Source organism: Candidatus Sericytochromatia bacterium, assembly GCA_035285325.1.
Taxonomy (GTDB): domain Bacteria; phylum Cyanobacteriota; class Sericytochromatia; order S15B-MN24; family JAQBPE01; genus JAYKJB01.
Map to the genome: position 1 here is coordinate 20,610 of JAYKJB010000005.1, position 18,711 is coordinate 39,320.

The following is an 18,711-nucleotide window of genomic DNA, read 5'->3' on the forward strand; positions in this document are numbered from 1 at the left end:
GGTATCCTGCCAGAAGGTCCGCCCTCGTCGCGCGCGCTTGCGCGCTCACACGCGCTGCGGCCGGGCCGAACCTGGCATGCAAGCATCCGCATCCCCTGAGGAGGACTGACAATGGCGTCGACACCCATCGCGGCCGCGGATCCGTTGCTCGTCTGGCGTGACGAGTTTCCGATCCTCGCTTCCAAAACCTATCTGGTCAATCACTCTTTGGGGGCCATGCCTCGCGGCACGCGGCAATCGATGGCGGCCTATGCAGAGCGGTGGGAAGTCGATGGCATTGAGGCCTGGGACACCTGGTTTCCCATGATTCAGGAAACGGGCGACATGGTGGGTCGCCTCATGAATGCCGCTCCCGGCTCGGTCTTGATGCATCAGAACGTGTCCACCCTGCAGGGGATTCTGGCCAGCTGCTTTGATTTTTCCGGCAAGAAAAATGGGGTGGTCTACGAGGCGATGAACTTCACCACCGTGCATTACTTCTGGCAGGCCCAGCAACGGGTGGGCGCTCGGGTCACCTTGGTGGAGAGCCCGGACGGCATTCACGTGCCGACCGAACGGATTCTTGAGGCCATCAATGACGACACCTTGGTGGTCCCGATTTCGCACGTCCTGTTTCAGAGCAACTACGTTCAAGACGCCAAGCCCATCATTGAAAAGGCCCACCGGCACGGGGCCTACGTGATTCTTGATACCTACCAATCGGTGGGGATTCTGCCGGTCGACGTGCAGGACCTCGGAGTCGACTTCGTGGTCGGCGGTTCGGTCAAGTGGCTGTGCGGGGGACCCGGGGCTGCTTATCTCTATGTGCGACCCGACCTGATGTCCCAATTTGAGCCCCGCCAGACAGGCTGGCTGGCCCACAAGGCCCCGTTTGCCTTTCGCATGGATATGGAATACGCCGATGACGTGTTGCGTTACCTCGGTGGTAGCCCCGGCGTCGCTTCCATGTACGCGGCGCGGGAAGGGTATCGCATCATCGGGGAGGTGGGCATCCCGGCCATCCGCGAGAAAAGTCTTCGTCAGACCCGCTTGTTGATGTCCCTGGCGGACGAAGCCGGTCTGACGGTCAGGAATCCACGCGATGATGCGCGCCGGGGCGGAACGGTCTGCCTGGATTTCCCGGATTCCGCGACCGTCAGCAAAGAATTGCTGCGGCGCGGCTTCCAGCACGACCATCGCCCCCAATGCGGCATTCGGGTCTCTCCGCACTTCTACAACACGGATGATGAGGTGCGGGAATTCGTCGAGGCCGTGGTGGCCATCCGGCGCGGCGACTGAGGCCTTCGGGGACGCCCCCGGTGGCCCATCACTCTCCTTGCGGAGCGGGCTGCCGGGTGCGTCTCCGGCGATAACGCAACGAATATTGCAGGGCGAAGCCGAGCGGATGAAAGAGCTTCTGGCGTAACGTCAGGTCATCGCTGGTCGACAGACCGATCAGATGAGGCTGGTGGGCCTCCCACAACCAGTTGCTGGCGTGGGCAAGCAAGGCCCGTGCCAGACCCTTGCCGCGATGCGGTTCACTGATACCCAGGTGGTAGAGGTAGCCGTGACCATCCTCCGGATAGAAAAAGGCCGTGACAGCCCCGGCCACTTGGTCAGCGGGGTCCAGGACCAGCATGATCTTCATCCGGTCGGGCTCGAACAGGCGCTGCGGGGTGCTCGGCAGCCGGTAGCCAGGAAAACACTCGTGCATCACCATCAGGAAGGGCAACAGCGAGCGCGGCTTGAGGTCGGCGAGGCTGTAACCCTCTGGGACCAAAAACTCGCCCCGGGCGGGCTGATGCGATTCATACACGAAGACCTCTCGACAGGTTTCACAGCCGAGCGTCTCCAGAAAATCATCACCGCGCTGGTTGGTGGAACGTACCCCCACTTCCAGCCACTCCACGCCCTGTTCGGCCGCCTCATCGGAGATGCGCTCGAAGAGTGAACGCCCGAGCCCCTGACCGCGCCATCCCGAGGCCACGATCGGACCGTCGATCAGGACCACGCCGCGGCGGGTCGTGCCCGCCGCAAAGGCGACCACCTGGCCGTCTGCGCTCTCTCCTACCCAGGCCTCTGATTCCAGCGCCCGATGGCCATAGTCGGTCTGAAATTCGGCGACGCTGGCGACGTCCGGCTGACCGCAAGCTGTTTCAGGCTGCGCCGAAGCGTCGACCGCCAGCTGAGCGATGGACTCGAAATCCGCGGGTTGGTAACGCCGTATCCGCACTGCGGCTGCCATCAAAGACACAACCTTTCCTTTCGATTGTATCCTATCGGAACGATCAGATGAAGCACCTGCCTTCGGCTGGGAGGCCGATTGACAGCCTTGGGGTGAAGCGGAGCCGAGTCGCCCTCTCCGCCCGGCGAGCACCCAGCTGGCGACGCGTCGTGTGCCCCCCGGGGCAGGCCGGTCTTATGTCTTTTACGGACGTTGAGCGGAAGGCCTGGCTGTACCTAACCTGGGCCACCGCTCCGCCGACGGCCTGACCCTTTCGTGTTATCTTGCTCGATAGAGGGAAGGGGTTCGAGGGAGTGGTGATGATTCTCGCTTTATCTGGATAAAGGCTTGAGCCGCTGAGCCTGAAACTCGAGTCCCGGCTGCGCTTTCGGGGGAAACTCTGAATCTGGGGCTATGTCCATATAATCGTAATTATCTGGACCGGGTGGTTCGCGGGTGTTGCCAGCTCAGGTCTGCCTGCTAAGATGAGATCGGACCTCGTCAAAGCCTTGGTGGTTCCGCACCATGGGATTGCCACCCCGTGCCCCCCTGCCGAAAGGTCGTGGGCGTGTCGTCATCCCCCTTGTCCGTTTCCGAGGACGCAGACAACGCCGTCGCGTCAACCACTCGGCCGAGCACCTGGTCGGATTCGCTCCGCCCGGGGGCGATCGCCGCTGGCCTGGTGTTCTTCACGGCGGCGGAGGGCTGCTTTTCCTGGTTGAACCTTTCCTGGGCCTGCCTGGCCGCTGCCCTGCTGTTGCCCTTCATCGCTGCGGCCGTGAGCTTCGAGGGGGCCTGGCGCCAGACGGGAGGCTTGCTCCTGTCGAGGCATTACTGGGTCGGATTCGTTTTCCACGCAGGACTTTCGTTTGTGGCAGGCTGGCTGGGCCTTTGCCTGGATCAGGCCACCTGGCTGACCGCGCGCCAGGCCTTGCCCGTGCTGCCATTCGCCGGGCTATTCGCGCTGCTGACGGCGGTGTTTCACGCCGAAGCGTTCCGGCCGACCGTCGCGCTCGGCCGCGCGTCCTCGACCGGACCGATCAGTCGTCAGCCGTGAGGCGCTCCACCAGCGCCTCATAAAAACCCGCCAGGCTCTCCTCCGGTCCCAAGGCCAGGCGTTTCCGCACGACGTGCAGTGGAAACGCCTCCAGGCCGAGGCGGGGAAAATACAAGGACGCATGCTCCAGATCCTGACGGAAGGTCCACTGACCCCCCAGGTGCTCGATCACGGTCTGGCCCAGATAGGCGCCCCAGTTGGCGACCATCGCATCCAGCGCATCGGCATCCTCGATCGGCTCGGGCCAGACCTCTGTCACCAGGCGGTCGAGGTCTCCCAGGCTCTCCTCCGAGAAGTCCAGCTCCAGGGAGTGTTCATCGAAAAGGGCGGTCACCTCGAGCACCATCTTGTCACTCAGTTCCGCCATCTCCCGTTCAAACGCCAGGTTGGCAGCCACCTCGGCCACGGGCGTGCCATACAAGGCGTCGGCCTCGGCCCGGAAGAGGAATTCGGGGGTGCGGTTGATCCGGTTCTTATCGGTCGGCGCGGTCATGAAGGATTTCCCTCCTGGAGCGTTTGCAGGGTGTTCAGGACGGCGCGTTCGACATCGTCCACGGCATAATCGAGACATTTTGGGGTCTCGCAAGAGCGTTGCCGGTGGTCCCACAGGCAGGGACGGCAGGCTAGCGGTCCGCTTTGCACCACCGTATGGCCCCCCTCGCGAGGCAGCAGTTTGCTGGGGTCGGTGGGACCGAACAGGGCAATCGTGGGCGTTCCGACGGCCACGCCCACGTGCATCGGGGCCGAATCCACTGCCACCAGCGCATCTGCGGCGGCAATCAGACCGGCCAGTTGCCCCATGCTGCTCGTGCGTCCGTAGGCATCGATGCAGGGGAAGGCCGCGGCGGCTCGAATCTCGCCGATCACGGCGGCATCGTCCGGACCGCCCGCCAGGACCACCTCAAGACCCTGGGCGGTCAGACGACGTCCCAACGCGATCCAGTTGGCAGGGGTCCAGCCTTTCAGAATCTGCTTCTGGAGCGAGAGCGTGCTCACGCCGGGATGCAGCACCACCCGTGGGGCCGCTCCCCTGGCACCTTCTGTCTTCAGAAAGTGGTCTGCCCAGGCGCGATCGGCCTCCGGAACCTCCATGCGCGGATTCTCAGGGGCGTGTCCCAGCCAGGCGACGAGATCGTGGTACATGTGCGCGGCGTATTGCTGCTTGTTCAGAGGAACGGCGTGCGTCAGCAAGGAAGTCCAGCGGTGTGTGGCGTAACCAATCCGGTGCCGTGCACCTGTCAGCCAGACCAGCAGGGCCATCAAGGGACTGCTGCCGGCGGTCACGGCCATGTCGTAGCGCTCCCGTCGCAGGGTCCAGACCAGACGCGCGAATTCGCGCTTGCTGGGGCGATGCTTGGCATCGAACGTGAACACCTGATCGACGCCGGGATTGAAGGCCATGATGCCCTTGCAGCGGGGTTCGACCAGGGCAGCCAGGTGAGCCTGCGGCCAGCTTTTCCGCAGGGACTGGATGACGGGAAAGAACAGGATCTCATCGCCGATGCCGCCGAAGTTCACGACGAGGATGCGGGAGACACGGGGGTCGGAGGGGACAGGATGGCTCACGGCGACGGATGGACTCCGGAGACGGACGGGGGGGACGGCAGCAGGCTGAGCCGCTCACTGTGGTAGACGGTCAAGGCGAGTAGCAGCCAGAACTGGAGTTGCACCGCTGGACGATAGTAGACGGTGTCGAACAGGCCCATCACGGCGATCGCCGTCATGCTGGCCAGCATGGCCACACTGAACCAGCGCGTGGGACGGTCGCCGCGGGCGATGCCGCGCAAGTGCTGAAGTACCACCCAGCCCAGCAGGGTCAGGAATACCAGCAGGCCGAGGACGCCCATTTCGGCCAGCACCTCCAGGAAGATATTGTAGGCCCCGAGGGCTTCATAGCCGCTGACCATGTACAAGCTGTACATCTTGCGGAAGGCCGCGTTGCCGATGCCGATGCCGAAGGCCCAGTTGTCCTGGACCATCTGCACCACACCGTGCCAGACATTCACCCGGAACGAATTGGAACTGTGGCCGCGCAGCGTGAAGATCGAGGCAATCCGGTCGAGCAGAGCTTGCGAGCTGAGGATGCGCCAGACCACCAAACCGCCCACGGCCAAGCCGCCGGTCGCCAGGCCCGCCAACCAGGCTCGTCGCTGTTTCAGCCACGGCCAGCTGGTGTGCAGGGCCAGGGCCGCAAACACCCCCACGCTGGCCAACCACGCCAGGTAGGCGCCGCGGCTGTAAGTAAAGAAGATACAGGCCGGAGCGGCGGCGGCCGTGGCGATCGCCAGCCAGCGCCAGCGGCCCGAGCTGGTGGCGGCCGCCGCCAAGGCGAGCGGAAACACTGGCAGCAGGTAGCCGGCCAGCAGGTTGGGATTCATCAGTGAACCATAGACCCGAGTCAACGGATCGAGCGCTTCCGGATCTTCCCAGTTGGCCAAGGGCTCAACGCCCACCACCCACTGGTAGATGCCGTAGGCGCTCTCCAGCCCGGCCGTCGTCACGAGGGCCGTGAGCAGAAAGAAGGCGGCCCGCTCATTCAGCAGCACCTGACGGAAGGAAAAATAGGCGGCCCAATAAACCATCATCTTGGCCAGGCCTTTGAGGCTGGCCAGGAAAAAGGGCGAGAAGGCCGTGGCCACCAGATGGCAGGCCACATAACTCAGCACCAGCAGGTCCAGCGTGTTGAAGCGGGCGCGTGGCCTGGGGCAATGCAACAGGCGCAGCACGACACAGCCGGTTGCCAGCAGGACCAGCACCGCATTAAGACCGGTTCCGACCCAGGGAGAGGCCACCAGCAAGGCCACCAGCATCACCAGCGCCAGATGGTCGGCCTGTGGCGCGAGCCGGCTGTGGGCCAAAGGAGCCGCCAGGGAGGCGCGAAGCCAGGCTGCCAGGCTGAGCCAGCGCTGGGCCAGCCGGCTGCCAGCCCAGACCCGATGACCCGCATCGGGCTCCGCGGTGGTCAGCGCGGGCGGAAAATGAGAGGCCGTCATATCAGGGTTGAGTCACGGAAGCCTGACGCGGGTCGACCATGCGCACGTCGATCACCGAGCCCTTGAAGCGATACTTGAAGCCTTCCACCTCGATCGGGTTGCCCAACTTGAGCTTCTGACCGCCCCAGACGATGCCGTCTTCCGTTTCCATGCCGGCGTCGCGCAGCGTCAGCAGCACCTCGGACGCGTAAGGGGCGGTGGGATCGGTGGTGAGGCGCAGATCCTTGCCATCGTTGATGGGAATCGCAATCTGCTGGCGCTTGGCCACCACGTTGGCAATCTCGACCTTGTCGTAAGGCTGATTGCGGATGGTGATGAAGGCCTTGTCGCCCACCTTGAACATGCCCAGATCCTTGATGTTGGCTCGAATCATGACATCCACCTCGGCCGGGCCCTGGCGCACGGCCATGCGCTGCACCGAGGTATGTCCGGTTTTCACGGCCACCACCCCGATGACCAGACCGAAGGCGGCCACCGTGATCAGGGCGTCAAGGGCGTTCACGAGGCCGAACAGACGGCCGCGTTCATCTACGAGGGGCATCTCAGTTCCTTTCCGGGGCCTGAATGCGCGCCACCAGATCGGTGGTGGAACGTCCAGGAACGAATGGCACGATGGCGATTTCGCCGCCGTAGGCGCGCACGGTGGGCGCCTCTGGCAGGCTGTCGGGGGTGTAGTCGCCGCCCTTGGCATAGATGTGAGGCCGCAAGACCTCCAGCAAGGGGGCTGCTGTGGCATCAGCAAAGACCGTCACGTAGTCCACGCACGCGAGGGCCGCCAGCAATTCCGCCCGCTCCTCCTCGCTGACAATCGGACGGGAGGGGCCTTTCAGGGCCTGCACCGACGCGTCGCTGTTCAGTCCGACCACCAGGCGATCGCCGAGGGCCCGCGCCGCCTGCAGGTAGCGGACGTGGCCCACGTGCAGCAGGTCGAAGCAGCCATTGGTGAACACGGTCTTTCCGGGCTGGTCGGCCAGCCTCCGCGCGAGCTGGTCAGCAGGTAGGACCTTGGCGGCCGAGTTGAGCACGTGCGCCGCTTCTCCTTTAGAAATCGTCACCGGCTGCCACTCCCTCGGCCAGCTTGCCGGCCGCCCGCGCCTTCAGATAGGCGTCGATGAAGGGGTCGATCGCCCCATCCAGCACGTGTTGAACCTGGCCGGTTTCCTCACCGGTCCGATGATCCTTGACCATGCTGTAAGGGTGCAGCACGTAGGAGCGAATCTGATGCCCCCAGGCCGCTTCGGTCTGGGGACCCTTGAGGTCGGCCAGCTTTGCCGCATGTTCGGCCATCATGCGATCGAACAGCTTCGCTCGCAGGACGCGCATCGCCGTCTCGCGATTTTGCAACTGGGAACGCTCATTCTGACAGGACACCACCGTGCCCGTCGGGATATGCGTGACGCGAATGGCCGTTTCGACCTTGTTGACGTTCTGTCCGCCGGCCCCACCCGAACGAAAGGTGTCGATGCGCAGGTCCTTCGGATCGATCTCGACATCGGCATCCGCCTCGATTTCAGGCACGATGTCCACTCCCGCAAAGGCCGTCTGGCGCTTGCCCGCTGCATTGAAGGGGGAGATTCGCACCAGGCGATGGGTGCCTTTCTCCGCCAGCAGGCGGCCGTAGGCGTAGGGGCCCGTGATGATCAGGGTGGCTCCCTTGATGCCGGCTTCCTCGTTCTCGGAGTAGTCGGTGAGCTCTGCCTTGAAACCGCTCTGCTCGGCCCAGCGGGAATACATCCGCAGCAGCATGGCCGCCCAGTCACTGGCATCGGTGCCGCCGGCCCCGGCCGCCACCGAAAGGATGGCCGGACTGTTGTCATAGGGCCCGGACAGCAGCTGGGTCAGTTCCCATTTGTCGACCTCTTGCGTCAGCGTCGCCAAGGTCTGGGAGAGTTCGGCGGCCATGCCCGCGTCTTCTTCGGCGAGGTCAAGCAGCACGTCCATGTCGTCCATGCTGCGAATCCAACGATTGATCTGGACTTCCTGCGCCTTTAGCTCGTTGAGCTCCTGCATGGTGGTCTGTGCCCGCTTGGGGTCGTTCCAAAGGTCAGGATCCGCCGCCCGGTGTTCCAGCGCTTCGATGCGCTGCGCCAACCGGGACGGGTCAAAGATGCCTCCTGGCCGAGGCCACACGCTCCGCGAGCGCCTTGATTTCTTGTCTGGTTTCGTACATCGCCTTTATTTCCCTTCCGCTGAGTGGGAGTCCACATCGGTACCCGCATCGGCCGCGGTGGTCGTTTGCGCGCCGTTTTCGGGGCTTTGGCTGAACAGGCGGGCGGCCGGTCCGAACACGAAGGGGGTCTCCTCGTATTTCATGGGCTCCGGTTCCGATTCGGCCTCTGCTTCCAGCTCAGCCGGCACGGGCAGACCCAGCGCGCGCATCTCGGCCACCAATTCCTCCGGCGACTCGAACCGGGCGATGCCTTCTTCGTCCGCACCTTGGAAGAACTCCGGCATGATCATCTGGAACGCGCTCGGCGGCGGCTCGTAGACCACCTGCATGTGGAAGACCTGGGCGATGAAGTCGGCCTGGATGGATTTCATCAGCGCCTGGAAGGTGCTGTAGGCCTCGCGCTTGTACTCAAGCAGGGGGTCTTTTTGGCCATAGGCACGCAGGCCGATACTTTCCCGCAATGAATCGATGTCGTGCAGGTGGGCGATCCACTTCTGGTCAATGATCCGAAGCAGCAACTGGAGCTCCAGCTGGCGCATCATCTCGCGGTCCATCGTGGCTTCCTTGGCCTCGTAGGCGTTGATGGCCTGTTCGACCAGGTGGTTGGCCAACGCATCCGAGCCCATGCCTTCGAGTTCCGCGACACTCAGCATGCGCAGCAACGGCATGGCATCGGCCAGGTTGGCGACCAGGCTGTTCAGGTCCCACTCCTGCACCGGCAGGGCAGGGTTCGCGAACTCGGCCGTCACGTCCCGCACGAACTTTTCAATCATCCGCAAGGTCACGGGGCGGATGTCTTCACCCTCCAGCACCTTGCGTCGTTCGGCATAGACAATCTTGCGCTGGTTATTCATGACGTCGTCATATTCCAGCACCTGTTTGCGGATGTTGAAATGGTAAACCTCGACCTTGCGCTGGGCGCCTTCAATCGAGCGGCTGACCATGCCGGAGGTGATGTCCATGTCCTCATCGGCCTGCATCTTGTCCATCAGGCCCTTGAGGCGATCGCCACCGAACAGGCGCATCAGGTCGTCTTCCAGGGATAGGAAGAACTTCGAGCTACCCGGGTCACCCTGGCGGCCGGCGCGCCCACGCAACTGGTTGTCGATGCGTCGGGATTCATGTCGCTCGGTGCCGATGCAGTGCAGACCGCCGATCTCGACCACCTCGCGCCCGCCGGATTTGCATTCATCCACAAAGTCGTAGATGGCCGCCTTGATCTTGCCGTAGGTCGCGTCGTCCAGTTCGGGGAACTTCTCGCGGTGGACCTTGTTGGCCCAGTCCGTATCCTTGCGCAGCAGGGCGCGCGTCAGGTCTTCATAGGGATAAGGTTCCAGGCCCATCTGGGTCAGGAAGTCCTTCGCCATGAACTCCGCGTTACCCCCCAAGATGATGTCGGTGCCACGACCCGCCATGTTGGTGGCGATTGTGACGGCGCCGCGCTGGCCGGCCTGAGCGATGATCTTGGCTTCCTGTTCGTGATACTTGGCGTTCAGGACGTTGTGAGGGATGCCCATTTCCTTGAGCAGGTTGCTCAGGTATTCGGACTTCTCGATCGAGACGGTCCCGACCAGCACGGGGCGACCCGTTTCGTGCATCTCGGCCACTTCGCGCGCGACCGCCCGAAACTTGGCGGGAACGGTCTTGTAAATCGAATCGGGGTGGTCCTTGCGGATGCGTTCCTTGTTGGTGGGAATGACAGTGACTTCCAAGTTGTAAATCTTGCCGAACTCGGCTTCCTCCGTGGCGGCCGTACCCGTCATGCCCGCCAGCTTGTCGTACATCCGGAAGTAGTTCTGGAAGGTGATGGTGGCGAGCGTTTGGGTCTCTTCCTGAATCTTGACGGCTTCCTTGGCTTCGATGGCCTGATGCAGGCCATCCGAGTAGCGCCGACCGATCATCAGTCGCCCCGTGAACTCGTCGACGATGACAATCTCGTCGAAGCCCTTTTCCTCGTTGTAGCGAACCACGTACTCCACGTCGCGCCGGTAGAGTTCCTTCGACCGAAGGGCCTGCACCAGGTGGTGGGCCAGCTCAGGATTGTTCGGGTCATAGAGCTCGGCGACTTCGAGAATCTGCTCGGCGTGCGCAATGCCCTCCTCGCTGAGCAGGATATTCTTGGTCTTTTCATCGACCTTGTAGTGAGCGTCGCGTTGCAGCATGGGGGCCACTTTGGCCATCTGAACGTACACATCCGTGCGCTGGTCGAGCTGACCGGAGATGATCAGGGGCGTGCGGGCCTCGTCGACCAGGATCGAGTCAACTTCGTCGACGATGGCATAGTGCAAGCCTCGCTGAACGCACTCGTGCAGAGAGGTCGCCATGTTGTCGCGCAGGTAGTCGAAACCGAACTCGTTGTTGGTTCCGTAAGTGATGTCCGCGCCGTAGGAAATCTTTCTCTGGCCGGGATGATAGTGGTGTTGAATCAGGCCCACTTCCAGCCCGAGGGCGCGGTGCAACTGGCCCATCCACTCGGAATCTCGCTTGGCCAGGTAGTCGTTGACGGTGATAACGTGAACGCCCTTGCCGGTCAGGGCATTGAGGTAGGAAGGGAGCGTGGCGACGAGCGTCTTGCCCTCGCCCGTGCGCATCTCGGCGATCTGTCCGCGGTGCAGGATGATGCCACCCACCAACTGGACATCGAAATGCCGCATGTTGAGGACGCGCCGGCCCGCTTCACGCACGACGGCGAACGCCTCGGGCAGGAGCTCTTCCAGCATCTCCTTCTCAACCTGAGGCTTGTCTTCGGGATTCTTGCCACGCAAAGCGTTGTCGAGTCGCTGGCGAAACTCAGCCGTCTTGCCGCGCAGGGCCTCATCCGACAGCGCCATCATGTCCTCTTCGAGACTGTTGATGTGGCGGATAATCGGGTCGAGGCGCTTGACCTTGCGTTCGTTGGGATCTCCGATGATTTTACTGAGCAGTTTGAGCATGCGCGGCGTGAAACCCTTTCTTGCGGCCTGCTTGTCCCGTCATGGCGAGCGCGGACCGACGCCATAGTATAGCAACTCGTGCGCACGATTGCCAAAACCCCTTGCCTTGACTGGGCCTTGGGCTCACGGTATGATTTTGATCCGCTTTTTCAGGGTATCCCGGTCTCCCGTCCTCCCTTGGACGCCCGATGCCCTGGTGTGAGGCCCTCGCAACGCCTTGTGAAGAGCCTTGCTGGACGGCGATTGGTCGCCGAGGCTGCTTGGAAACCAGCCATATCCCCCCCATCAACGGAGTACACAACGCCATGAAATCGGGCATTCATCCCAACTACACCCAGGTCAACGTCCTCTGCGTGTGCGGCAACAGCTTCAAGACCGGCACCACCAAGGGCAGTGACATCCGGATTGAAATTTGTGCTGCTTGCCATCCCTTCTTCACCGGCACGCAGAAGATTGTCGACACGGAAGGCCGCGTCGACCGCTTCATGAAGAAGTTCGAAAGCCAGAACAAGAAGCTCGCCGCGCGTGCGGCCCAGTCGGCTTCGGCCGCCAAGCCGGCGGCTGAGGCGCCTGCTGAGGCGAAGGCCTGAGCCTGAACGGCACCGGCAGGACCCACGGGTCCTGCCTTTTTTTTCATCTCCATGCCTGACCAGACCGCCCTTGTTGCGAATCCCCGTGTCCGGCTCGCCCGGCCAGGCGAGGCTGCGCTTTTGGCTGAGCTTTGGCTGGCGCTGCACCGGGAACACCTGCGCGGTCCGTCTCGGCAGGTGCGCGCGACCCGGCGGAACCGGGAGCTGGCGCAGTCCCACCTGCGTCAGCTGGCCACGTTGAAACAGGTTTGGGTGCTGGCGTCCCGAGCGGATGTGTTGGGCTATGCCGCAGCCGTGCCCAACCTCAGTCCGGTCGAGATGTGCTTTTCCTCGGCGGCCGTCACCGACCTGTACTTGCGGCCTGAGTGGCGCGGAAAGGGCTGGGGGCGCCGCCTGTTGCGCCGGGCATTGGCGGACATTCGGCGTCGTGGCCTGGACGCGGTCACCATCAGCGTGGCTCACGACAGCCCGGCCCGCAACCTCTATACGGCCGAGGGCTTCACCCCGTGGATGGAAACCCTGCTGCAGCGCTTTGATGGCCCGGTCCCGTCCCGCCTGGTCGCCCCGGAGGCTCCCTGAGATGCCGCGCTTCTTTGTCTCGCCCGAGCACCTACGCCTGGAACCGTCGGGTTCCGGCGAGGCGCACCTGGCTGGCGACGATGCCCGCCATGCCGTGCGGGTCCTGCGCCTGAAGGTCGGCGACGCCGTCACGCTGTTGGATGGCGCCGGACGCGAAATGAAAGCGGTTTTGCGCTCGGAGGGTTTGCCGGAAGTGCGGCTCGAAATCACCGCTGTGCGCCATCACGACTTGCCCGCCAGGCGCTTGGTGCTCGTTCAGGCCCTGGCGAAGGGCGACAAGTTCGATTGGATCGTCCAGAAGGCCACCGAACTGGGGGTATGGGCCATTCAACCCGTCGCGACTCGCCATTCAGTGGTGAAGCTCGATGCCGATGGGGCAGCCCACAAGCGTCAGCGCTGGCAGGCGATCGCCCGTGAGGCGGCCGAGCAGTGTGAACGCCTGGACGTGCCAAATGTCTGGCCACCGATGTCGCTGGCCAGCTGGCGCAAGCCCGCCGGCGCAATCTGCCTTCAGCTGGCCGAACGCACGCAGGGCCATTCCCTTTCGGACGCCCTGGTGACCCTGACGGATGCGCCGTCACTCTGCTTGTGTGTGGGGCCGGAGGGCGGCTGGGCGCCGGAGGACCTCGTGGGGCTGGCGCCCAACGAGCCGCTGCCGGTCTCCCTCGGACCCTACATTCTACGCACGGAGACGGCGGGCCTGGCGGCTTTGGCGGTGACCCAAGCGCACTTTGGCTGGGCCTGACCGCGCAACCCCGCAGGCCTGGCCCACCTTAGCGACGCACGGTCACGGGGAAGCCGCGTGCGTTGATCTCATCGGCGACAAAAAACGCGCGGGCGCGGTCGCTGAAGGCGCCAAGCTGAGCGCGGTAACTTCCTCCATCCCAGACCACCACCGCATTGATGCCCTGGGCTTGGAGTGCCTCCACCTGACGCTGAGCGCCTTCCCGCGTATCGAATGCACCCACCTGCACCCGATAGACGGTGGCAGCCCCTCCCGCGTCTCCGGGGTTGTCGGCCGGGGGGAGCGTCCTGTCTCCTGAAGGGGCCTGGAACGCTTCCTGAGAGCCTCCTGGAGGCACCCCTTCACTGAAGGCCGTCTGTTCCGGCGGGAGGGAAACCGGAATCGGGCCCGGCACCAGGGTGGGGGTGGCGGTCGGTTTGGGGGAAGGCTTCGGGGAAGGCTTCGGGGTACTGGTGGTGGTGATGATCGGCGTGGCCACCGGAATGGGGGTCGGCTGACGCTGCCCGAGCATCACTGGCTGCTTGACCGGGACGTTGGAGGTGGCGCCCTGGGTGTAGTGGAAGCCGGCAAAGAACGCGCCGCCACAAGACACCGTCAAGATGGTCCAGTAAGTGGCACTCGCCAGGATATCGGCCGCGTTTCCCATCGAAGGGTCAGGCCCACGCCTTCAACTGCGCGTCGAGCGTCTCGATCTGCGTGACGATTTCTTCGGCCCTTGCCCGCAACTTGTCGACCACCTGGACCGGCGCCTTGGCCACGAAGGCTTCATTGGCGAGCTGTCCGGCCACCCGCTGCTGTTCGTTGCGCAGGGCTCCCAACTCCTTCTCCAGGCGGCTGCGCTCACGGGCGAGCACGTCGCCGAAAGCTGCCAGGGGAAGAATGACCTGGCTCTCCCCGACCAGGCCCGTCGCCACCTTGTCGTCGGCGACGGTGGCCTCAGGCTCCAGCACGCGGACCGCCTCGGCCCGCCCCATGCGCGCGATCTGCGGCGCCAAGCGCAGGAAGGCTTCCCGGTCCCCCTCCGTCGGGATGATGAACACCTCCGGGGCCAGTTTGGCAGGCTCCACCCGCAATTCGGCTCGCATGTTACGGAGCTGGCGCACCGCATCGATCAGCAGACCCATTTCCCGCTCGGCGGCCTCGTCACGAAGACTCGGGTTGGCCACGGGCCAGGCTCTGCGCAAGAGCGAATTGCACGCCGGAGCCCAGCCACGCGCCACCAGTAACTGGTGGATTTCTTCGGTGATGAAGGGCATGAAGGGATGAAGCAGGCATAGCAAGGTGTCCATCACCTCGGCCAGCACCTCGCGCACGACGGAATCCCCCGCGTCGAGGCGTCCTTTGGCCAGTTCCAGGTACCAGTCACAAAACTCGTTCCAGGTGAACTCGTACAGTGCCGTGGTGGCTTCAGCAAAGGCGTAGCGTTCAATCTGCGCCGTCACATCGGCCACCAAGCCATGCAGGCGGCTGAGAATCCAGCGATCGACCACCGAATCGGGTGTTGTGCGAGGCTCGCCGCGCTTGGGCAAGGACGGGGGCGCCAGGCCTTCCGCGGCCGCCTTGGTGAGAATGAAGCGACTGGCGTTCCAGAGTTTGTTGGCGAAATTCCGGTAGGTCTCGATCTTCTCTTCTCGGAAGCGCACGTCCTGACTGCTGGTGCCCGCACCCGCCATCCAGTAGCGCACGGCATCGGTGCCGTAACGATCCATGACCACCAGCGGGTCGATCCCGGTGCCCTTCGACTTGCTCATGCGGCGGCCTTCCGGGTCGAGAATGGTGGCGTGAATGATCACGTCCGAGAAGGGAATCTCATCGCGGAATTCAAGCGAGGTGAAGATCATGCGCGCCACCCACAAGTAGATGATGTCGCGCGCGGTCGAGAGGACCTGGGTGGGGTGGAACTTGCGCAGCTCCGGGGTGTCATCCGGCCAGCCCAGCGTCGCATAGGTCCACAGGGCTGAACTGAACCAGGTGTCGAGCACATCGGCATCCCGCACCAGGTCCCCACCCCCGCACGTCGGGCACGCCGTCAGGTCGGTCTCAGCCGCGTGAACGTGGCCATTCGGGCAGTACCATACCGGAATCTGATGCCCCCACCAGAGCTGGCGACTGATGTTCCAGTCCTTGATGTTCCGCATCCAATCGAGGTAAACCTCGCCCCAACGCGGCGGATGAAAGTTGATGGCGCCGCGTTCCACCGCAGCGATGGCGGGACCGGCCAGTTCGGCCATGCGCACAAACCACTGGTCCGACAGGTACGGTTCCAACACCGTGTCGCAGCGCGAGCAGCGCCCGACGTTGTGCAGATAGTCTTCCTTCTTGACGAGGTAGCCCCCGGCTTCGAGGTCCGCCACCACCCGCTCGCGCGCCTTCTCGCGACTGAGCCCGGCGTAGGCCCCCGCCGCCTCATTCAGCACCCCCTTTGGCGTCAGCGTGTTACGGGTTTCCAGCCCATGGCGCTGGCCAATCTCGAAGTCATTCATGTCGTGCGCCGGCGTGATTTTCAGACAACCGGTGCCGAAATCCGGTTCGACGTGCGCATCGCCAATGACGGGGAGGTCTCGATCCGTTAACGGCAGACGGACGCGCGTTCCCAACAAAGCACGGTACCGCTCGTCTTCGGGGTGAACGGCCACTGCGACGTCGCCGAACATGGTCTCCGGGCGAACCGTGGCAACCACCACATCGCCCAGACCGTCCACGCGGGGGTAGCGAATGTGATAGAGCGCGTCAGCCTGTTCCTTGGCGGCGACTTCCAGGTCGGACAGGCTGGTCAGGCACGACGGGCACCAGTTGATCATGCGGTTGCCGCGGTAAATATAGCCCTTGTTGAACAGCAAGACGAAGGCCTTGCGCACGGCGCGACTGTATCCCTCGTCCATGGTGAAGCGCCAGCGGCTGTAGTCGAGGCTCGCGCCCAACCGCTTGTATTGGCCATAGATGGCGTCGCCGCTTTCGTTCTTCCATTCCCAGACGCGCGCCAGAAAAGCTTCCCGACCCAGGTCGTGGCGAGTCTGTTTGGTCTCCTTATACAGCTTCTTCTCGACGACATACTGGGTAGCAATGCCGGCATGGTCCGTGCCGGGCTGCCAGAGCACCTCGAACCCCTGCATGCGCTTGGTGCGGGCCAGAATGTCCTGTACCGTTCCATTCACGGCGTGCCCCATGTGCAGCGAACCCGTCACGTTGGGAGGCGGGCAAGCCAACACAAAGGCCGGCCGCGGGCTCTCCACATCGGCGCGGAAGACGCCCAGCGCGTCCCAGCGTTCAACCCAGCGGGCTTCGACCTCCGTGGGTTCGTAGGCTTTGGCAATCTCCAGAGGCGTCGTCACGTCGGTCATCGTGCTGGTGTTTCCTCACTCAAACACCGGATTCCGGCCGTACGCACGAGCGCAACAGACGAAACCCGGTGAGGGGGGGCCGGCAATAGAGCCGTCAGGCGGTCTCGCCCCGGGGCTTGTTGGCCGGAACAGCGGTGGGTTTCTTGTCGCCCACCACCATCAAGGCAGCGTCCGCACGTTTACCCACCAGGTCACCCGTGATCACGCACTTCTTGAGGTCCGCGCGACTGGGGGCTTCGAACATGACATCGATCATGATCTCTTCGACAATCGAGCGGAGCGCGCGAGCGCCCGTTTTGCGCTTGATGGCCTCCTCGGCGATCGCCTGCACGGCGTCTGAGGTGAACTCGAGTTCGACGTCGTCCATCGCCAGCAGGCGCTTGTACTGCTTGAGGATGGCATTCTTGGGTTCCTGCAGGATCCGAACCAGCGCGGCCTCATCCAACTGATCGAGGGTCGCGATGACCGGAATCCGACCGATGAATTCGGGAATCATGCCGTACTTGAGCAAATCTTCCGGAGACAGCGAGCGCAAGGTCTCGCCGATGTCCTTCTGATCCACCGCCTGAACGTTGGCCCCGAAGCCCACGCTCTTCTTGCCGATCCGGGACTCGATGACCTTGTCGAGGCCCACGAACGCACCACCCACAATGAACAAGATGTTGGTCGTGTCGATCTGGATGAACTCCTGGTAGGGATGCTTGCGCCCCCCCTGCGGCGGCACGTTGGCGGTGGTGCCTTCGAGCATCTTCAACAGGGCCTGCTGAACCCCCTCCCCGCTCACGTCGCGCGTGATGCTCGGATTTTCGGACTTGCGGGCGACCTTGTCGATCTCGTCGATGTAGACAATGCCGCGCTCCGCCTTCTTGACGTCGTAATCAGACGCCTGAAGCAAACGGAGCAGAATGTTCTCCACGTCCTCGCCGACATAGCCGGCCTCCGTCAGGGTGGTGGCGTCGGCGATGGCAAACGGCACGTTGATGACCTTGGCCAGGGTCTGCGCCAGCAACGTCTTGCCCGAACCGGTCGGCCCGATCAGCAAGATGTTGCTCTTCTGGATCTCCACCTCGTCGTCCTGAGCGGGCGAACTGATGCGCTTGTAATGGTTGTAAACCGCAACGGACAGCACCTTCTTGGCGTTGTCCTGGCCCACGATGTGCGAATCGAGGATCTTTTTGATCGTGGCGGGCTTTGGAATGTCACGAATCTCAAGCGGCGGAGCGTCTGCCGCCTTTTGATCTTCGTACAATTCGTCATCGAGGATCTCGTTGCACAGATCGACGCACTCGTCGCAGATGTAGACCCCAGGCGCGGTGATGAGCTTGCGCACCTGCTCCTGGGTCTTGCCGCAGAACGAGCACTTGGGGTGCCCTTTCGAGTCGTCGTACTTGGGGGGCATCGGATCAGGTTCCTCCGGTATCGGTGCCCGTGGCTTCCGGCATGGGGACCTTGTCGGCACCAATGCGGGGCGTGAGCACCTCGTCGATCAGACCGTAAGCCTTCGCGTCGGATGGGGACATGAAGAAGTCGCGGTCCGTGTCTTTCTCCAGTTTTTCAAGGGGCTGTCCGGTGTGAATGGACAGCAGGTCGTTCAGACGGCGCTTGATTCGGAGAATCTCAGCCGCCTGAATCTCAATGTCCGTTGCCTGGCCTTGAGCGCCACCCAGGGGCTGGTGAATCATGATACGCGCATTCGGCAACGCGATTCGTTTCCCTGGGGCGCCTGCCGCCAGCAGGAAAGCCCCCATGGAGGCTGCCTGGCCCAGGCAAATGGTGGACACCTTCGGTTTGATGTACTGCATCGTGTCGTAGATTGCCATGCCCGCCGTCACCACCCCGCCCGGGCTGTTGATGTAAAGCATGATGTCTTTCTCGGGATCTTCAGCTTCCAAGAACAGCAGTTGAGCGATGATCAACGATGCGATCGTGTCGTCGATTGGCGTCCCCAGAAAGATGATCCGCTCCTTGAGCAGGCGCGAGAAGATATCGAAGGAACGTTCGCCACGGCTGGTGGATTCGACCACCATCGGAACGAGACCCATGTGGATGTGAGAGCCCACTGACTTTTCCTCCTGCCTCTAGTCTATCGGATACGACAAT

17 protein-coding genes are annotated in these 18,711 nt (G+C 63.2%); 5 read left to right on the forward strand and 12 right to left on the reverse strand.

The window, feature by feature from the left end:
- The first annotated feature begins 111 nt into the window (after window positions 1-111).
- Complete coding sequence (locus VKP62_00930; protein MEB3195744.1) at window positions 112-1,278, forward strand: aminotransferase class V-fold PLP-dependent enzyme; 1,167 nt, start codon at window positions 112-114, stop codon at window positions 1,276-1,278.
- Window positions 1,279-1,306: 28 nt separating this feature from the next.
- On the opposite strand, the gene VKP62_00935 is transcribed toward VKP62_00930, so the two are convergent.
- Window positions 1,307-2,224: a GNAT family N-acetyltransferase gene (locus VKP62_00935; GenBank protein ID MEB3195745.1), complete on the reverse strand. Its 918-nt coding sequence runs from the start codon at window positions 2,222-2,224 to the stop codon at window positions 1,307-1,309.
- A gap of 547 nt (window positions 2,225-2,771) precedes the next feature.
- Here VKP62_00935 and VKP62_00940 point away from each other — a divergent pair.
- A complete protein-coding gene (locus VKP62_00940; protein ID MEB3195746.1) occupies window positions 2,772-3,260 on the forward strand; it encodes a hypothetical protein in 489 nt (162 codons plus the stop codon).
- Here VKP62_00940 and VKP62_00945 read toward each other — a convergent pair.
- The 7 genes from VKP62_00945 to secA all read right to left on the reverse strand — a co-directional run bounded on the left by VKP62_00945 (window position 3,244) and on the right by secA (window position 11,356).
- Window positions 3,244-3,753, reverse strand: a complete 510-nt coding sequence (locus VKP62_00945) for a hypothetical protein (GenBank protein MEB3195747.1) — start codon at window positions 3,751-3,753, stop codon at window positions 3,244-3,246. The genes VKP62_00940 and VKP62_00945 overlap by 17 nt on opposite strands.
- Window positions 3,750-4,826, reverse strand: a complete 1,077-nt coding sequence (locus VKP62_00950; protein MEB3195748.1) for a glycosyltransferase family 9 protein — start codon at window positions 4,824-4,826, stop codon at window positions 3,750-3,752. Before VKP62_00950 ends, VKP62_00945 begins: the two co-directional genes overlap by 4 nt.
- Window positions 4,823-6,253 (reverse strand): O-antigen ligase family protein, encoded by a 1,431-nt coding sequence (locus VKP62_00955; GenBank protein MEB3195749.1) that lies wholly within the window; start codon window positions 6,251-6,253, stop codon window positions 4,823-4,825. Before VKP62_00955 ends, VKP62_00950 begins: the two co-directional genes overlap by 4 nt.
- A gap of 1 nt (window position 6,254) precedes the next feature.
- Complete coding sequence (locus VKP62_00960) at window positions 6,255-6,794, reverse strand: DUF4330 domain-containing protein (GenBank protein ID MEB3195750.1); 540 nt, start codon at window positions 6,792-6,794, stop codon at window positions 6,255-6,257.
- A gap of 1 nt (window position 6,795) precedes the next feature.
- Window positions 6,796-7,308 carry a D-glycero-beta-D-manno-heptose 1-phosphate adenylyltransferase gene (rfaE2, locus tag VKP62_00965; protein MEB3195751.1) on the reverse strand — a complete coding sequence of 171 codons (513 nt, stop codon included), beginning with the start codon at window positions 7,306-7,308 and terminating at the stop codon, window positions 6,796-6,798.
- A protein-coding gene (gene prfB, locus VKP62_00970; protein MEB3195752.1) for a peptide chain release factor 2 occupies window positions 7,295-8,423 on the reverse strand; the annotation gives its coding sequence in 2 pieces (ribosomal slippage) (window positions 7,295-8,356 and window positions 8,358-8,423; 1,128 coding nt in all). The genes rfaE2 and prfB overlap by 14 nt, the downstream gene beginning before the upstream one ends.
- A 5-nt stretch (window positions 8,424-8,428) precedes the next feature.
- Entirely contained in the window at window positions 8,429-11,356 is a 2,928-nt protein-coding gene (gene secA, locus VKP62_00975; GenBank protein ID MEB3195753.1) for a preprotein translocase subunit SecA, read from the reverse strand.
- A 305-nt stretch (window positions 11,357-11,661) separates the two neighbouring features.
- Here secA and rpmE point away from each other — a divergent pair, with 305 nt between their 5' ends.
- From rpmE to VKP62_00990, 3 genes are all read left to right on the forward strand, one after another.
- Window positions 11,662-11,946: a 50S ribosomal protein L31 gene (gene rpmE / locus VKP62_00980; GenBank protein MEB3195754.1), complete on the forward strand. Its 285-nt coding sequence runs from the start codon at window positions 11,662-11,664 to the stop codon at window positions 11,944-11,946.
- Window positions 11,947-12,066: 120 nt separating this feature from the next.
- Complete coding sequence (locus VKP62_00985) at window positions 12,067-12,525, forward strand: GNAT family N-acetyltransferase (protein ID MEB3195755.1); 459 nt, start codon at window positions 12,067-12,069, stop codon at window positions 12,523-12,525.
- Between the two features lies 1 nt (window position 12,526).
- Window positions 12,527-13,270, forward strand: a complete 744-nt coding sequence (locus VKP62_00990; GenBank protein MEB3195756.1) for a 16S rRNA (uracil(1498)-N(3))-methyltransferase — start codon at window positions 12,527-12,529, stop codon at window positions 13,268-13,270.
- Between the two features lie 28 nt (window positions 13,271-13,298).
- Here the strand turns inward: VKP62_00990 and VKP62_00995 are convergent, their stop codons facing one another.
- The 4 genes from VKP62_00995 to clpP form a co-directional block, all read right to left on the reverse strand.
- Window positions 13,299-13,916 (reverse strand): SPOR domain-containing protein, encoded by a 618-nt coding sequence (locus VKP62_00995; GenBank protein ID MEB3195757.1) that lies wholly within the window; start codon window positions 13,914-13,916, stop codon window positions 13,299-13,301.
- A gap of 7 nt (window positions 13,917-13,923) precedes the next feature.
- On the reverse strand, window positions 13,924-16,611 hold the full coding sequence (locus VKP62_01000) for a valine--tRNA ligase (protein ID MEB3195758.1): 2,688 nt from the start codon (window positions 16,609-16,611) through the stop codon (window positions 13,924-13,926).
- Between the two features lie 94 nt (window positions 16,612-16,705).
- On the reverse strand, window positions 16,706-18,010 hold the full coding sequence (gene clpX, locus VKP62_01005; protein MEB3195759.1) for an ATP-dependent protease ATP-binding subunit ClpX: 1,305 nt from the start codon (window positions 18,008-18,010) through the stop codon (window positions 16,706-16,708).
- Between the two features lie 4 nt (window positions 18,011-18,014).
- Window positions 18,015-18,653 carry an ATP-dependent Clp endopeptidase proteolytic subunit ClpP gene (gene clpP, locus VKP62_01010; protein ID MEB3195760.1) on the reverse strand — a complete coding sequence of 213 codons (639 nt, stop codon included), beginning with the start codon at window positions 18,651-18,653 and terminating at the stop codon, window positions 18,015-18,017.
- Between the last annotated feature and the right edge of the window lie 58 nt (window positions 18,654-18,711).

What these genes read in the sequence shown, in the direction of transcription:
- VKP62_00930 (MEB3195744.1), top strand. Translation starts at nt 112, where the DNA reads ATGGCGTCGACACCCATCGCGGCCGCGGATCCGTTGCTCGTCTGGCGT.
- VKP62_00935 (MEB3195745.1), bottom strand. Translation starts at nt 2,224, where the DNA reads ATGGCAGCCGCAGTGCGGATACGGCGTTACCAACCCGCGGATTTCGAG.
- VKP62_00945 (MEB3195747.1), bottom strand. Translation starts at nt 3,753, where the DNA reads ATGACCGCGCCGACCGATAAGAACCGGATCAACCGCACCCCCGAATTC.
- VKP62_00955 (MEB3195749.1), bottom strand. Translation starts at nt 6,253, where the DNA reads ATGACGGCCTCTCATTTTCCGCCCGCGCTGACCACCGCGGAGCCCGAT.
- VKP62_00960 (MEB3195750.1), bottom strand. Translation starts at nt 6,794, where the DNA reads ATGCCCCTCGTAGATGAACGCGGCCGTCTGTTCGGCCTCGTGAACGCC.
- secA (MEB3195753.1), bottom strand. Translation starts at nt 11,356, where the DNA reads ATGCTCAAACTGCTCAGTAAAATCATCGGAGATCCCAACGAACGCAAG.
- rpmE (MEB3195754.1), top strand. Translation starts at nt 11,662, where the DNA reads ATGAAATCGGGCATTCATCCCAACTACACCCAGGTCAACGTCCTCTGC.
- VKP62_00990 (MEB3195756.1), top strand. Translation starts at nt 12,527, where the DNA reads ATGCCGCGCTTCTTTGTCTCGCCCGAGCACCTACGCCTGGAACCGTCG.
- VKP62_00995 (MEB3195757.1), bottom strand. Translation starts at nt 13,916, where the DNA reads ATGGGAAACGCGGCCGATATCCTGGCGAGTGCCACTTACTGGACCATC.
- VKP62_01000 (MEB3195758.1), bottom strand. Translation starts at nt 16,611, where the DNA reads ATGACCGACGTGACGACGCCTCTGGAGATTGCCAAAGCCTACGAACCC.
- clpX (MEB3195759.1), bottom strand. Translation starts at nt 18,010, where the DNA reads ATGCCCCCCAAGTACGACGACTCGAAAGGGCACCCCAAGTGCTCGTTC.
- clpP (MEB3195760.1), bottom strand. Translation starts at nt 18,653, where the DNA reads ATGGGTCTCGTTCCGATGGTGGTCGAATCCACCAGCCGTGGCGAACGT.